Source organism: Romboutsia sp. (assembly GCF_035470145.1).
Lineage (GTDB): Bacteria > Bacillota > Clostridia > Peptostreptococcales > Peptostreptococcaceae > Romboutsia_D.
The window spans coordinates 1-2,001 of record NZ_DATIRC010000154.1 but is presented as its reverse complement, the minus strand read 5'-3'; the positions used below and the strand labels follow the sequence as shown (position 1 = coordinate 2,001).

The following is a 2,001-nucleotide window of genomic DNA, read 5'->3' as shown; positions in this document are numbered from 1 at the left end:
AAGGAAATGATATTCCACCAGCCCATAAAAATGCCCGATATGCAGTGAATCTCAAAGCTTTAGAAAATTGTGATCCAGAATTAGATAATCCTCTAGGAGTTGAAGTTAAAGGCATTTTGTATGGTGGAAGAGATACCAAAGCATATGTTCCAGTTCAACAAAGCTTTGATTGGGAACATGGAATTATTGCATATGGAGCTTCTTTGGAAACAGAAACAACTTTTGCCACAATTGGAAAAGAAGGTGTTCCTGAGATTAATATGATGAGTATTCAAGATTTTATTTCAATTCCTTTAGGTAAGAATGTTAGGAACAATCTCGAGTTTGGAAAAAAAGTAGATAATCCACCTATTGTTTTCGGAGTTCATTATTTCTTGCAAGATAAAAAAGGAAATTATCTAAATGATCCTAAAGACAAACATGTCTGGATAAAATGGATGGAACTTCGAATCCATAATGAAGTAGACGCAATTGAAACACCAACAGGTTATATTCCGAGATATGAAGATTTGAAAAGACTCTTTAAAACAGTTAGAGACAAAGATTACAGTAAAGAGGAGTATATTCAACATTTTACTATTAGAATCCCAGAACATATGTCAAAAATAAAACGTTTTAGACAATTCTATAAAAAGAACGTAACCTACACACCTGAAGCTGTCTTTTGGGTACTAAACCAACAATGTGAACGTCTCCTCAATGCCAAGGAAAAGAAAGGAAATTATATTTCACCAGAAATGTTCATTGAATAAAAACGAATTATCAATCTTTTTATTTTCTTAATTTATCAGAAACGGAAAATCTATAGGTTAGTCCTAAATAGAAGGATAACAAGCCCTTAAGGTGTTTGTGCCTCGGTGGCTCAGCCCGGTAGAGCGGCAGCCTTGTAAGCTGTTGGTCGCGGGATCAAATCCCGCCCGAGGCTCCATTTTATTATGTTTAAATCATTTGGAACATTTTTTAAGCCTATTTCTAATATCATAGGTTTTAATTAATTAACAAGAAAACCAGACGGGAATAAGTTCATGGTAACAGAAATTGACATTTTGATTCTTGCCTTAATTCAAGGATTAACAGAGTGGTTACCAGTATCAAGTTCTGGACATTTGGTTATTATGGAAAAAATTCTTGGGTTAAATCTACCGTTGATTTATAATATCACATTACATATCGGAACATTGATAGTTGTTTTAACATTCTTTCGAGAAACCGTAATAAGAATAATTAAAGCTGTAATTAGACTGAATTTCAAATGCGATGAAGGAAAAATGGCCATTTTTATAATAATTGGCAGTATACCAATAGCCATTAGCGGTTTTATATTCTATGATTTTTTTAAATCACTTTTTTCTAATTTACTAGCTGTAGGATTAGCCCTTTTAATCACAGGGTTTGTACTCTTCTTTTCTGATAGAAAAATTGGTTATGAAAAAATGGATAGTTTTGATTCTTTAGTTATAGGTTTAGCTCAGGCATTAACCATAATTCCAGGTATTTCAAGAAGCGGGTTAACGGTTTCAACTGCTCTAATGAGAAAAATTGATAAAACAACAGCTTTCAGATTTTCATTTCTGTTATCTATACCCGCGATATTAGGGGCAACATTTAATGAAGTCCAAGAATTTTCATTGATAAATGTTGATATCATTCTTCTTTTTTTGGGAATAATAACTTCCATGATTGTAGGTTATGTATCACTAATTTTTCTGAGAAAATTGGTTTTAAACGAAAAAATCCATCTATTTGCTTATTATTGTTGGACTATTGGAATAGTAATAATTCTGTTTATAGTTCTTTAAAGACGATTAAATAAAATCAGATGAACCAAATTTTGAAAAACTTCTTAAACTCGTTTGAAACTTCACAAAATAAGACTAACGTATTTAAGTTATGTAGTATTTTATGGAAAGCAATGTAGAGGTGCAACATAGTTGGGCAAAAGAAAAGTCAAGCGTGAAGACTATAATACAATAAAATTGCCACAAGGTAACGACGTTATAG

The 2,001-nt window shown here is 32.0% G+C and carries 2 protein-coding genes and 1 tRNA gene; all 3 read left to right on the top strand.

What is annotated here, in order from left to right; all coding sequences use genetic code 11:
* Window positions 1–752: phosphoenolpyruvate carboxykinase domain-containing protein (locus tag VLM92_RS05935; RefSeq protein WP_325275426.1), on the top strand; the 752-nt coding region annotated here is incomplete at its 5' end.
* 99 nt (window positions 753–851) lie between these two features.
* Window positions 852–928: transfer RNA gene (locus VLM92_RS05930), tRNA-Thr, on the top strand.
* Between the two features lie 97 nt (window positions 929–1,025).
* Window positions 1,026–1,799, top strand: a complete 774-nt coding sequence (locus tag VLM92_RS05925) for an undecaprenyl-diphosphate phosphatase (RefSeq protein WP_325275425.1) — start codon at window positions 1,026–1,028, stop codon at window positions 1,797–1,799.
* Window positions 1,800–2,001 lie beyond the last annotated feature (202 nt).

Bases quoted from the DNA above. Each gene is read 5' to 3' on its own strand.
- VLM92_RS05925 (WP_325275425.1), top strand. From the start codon at position 1,026: ATGGTAACAGAAATTGACATTTTGATTCTTGCCTTAATTCAAGGATTA.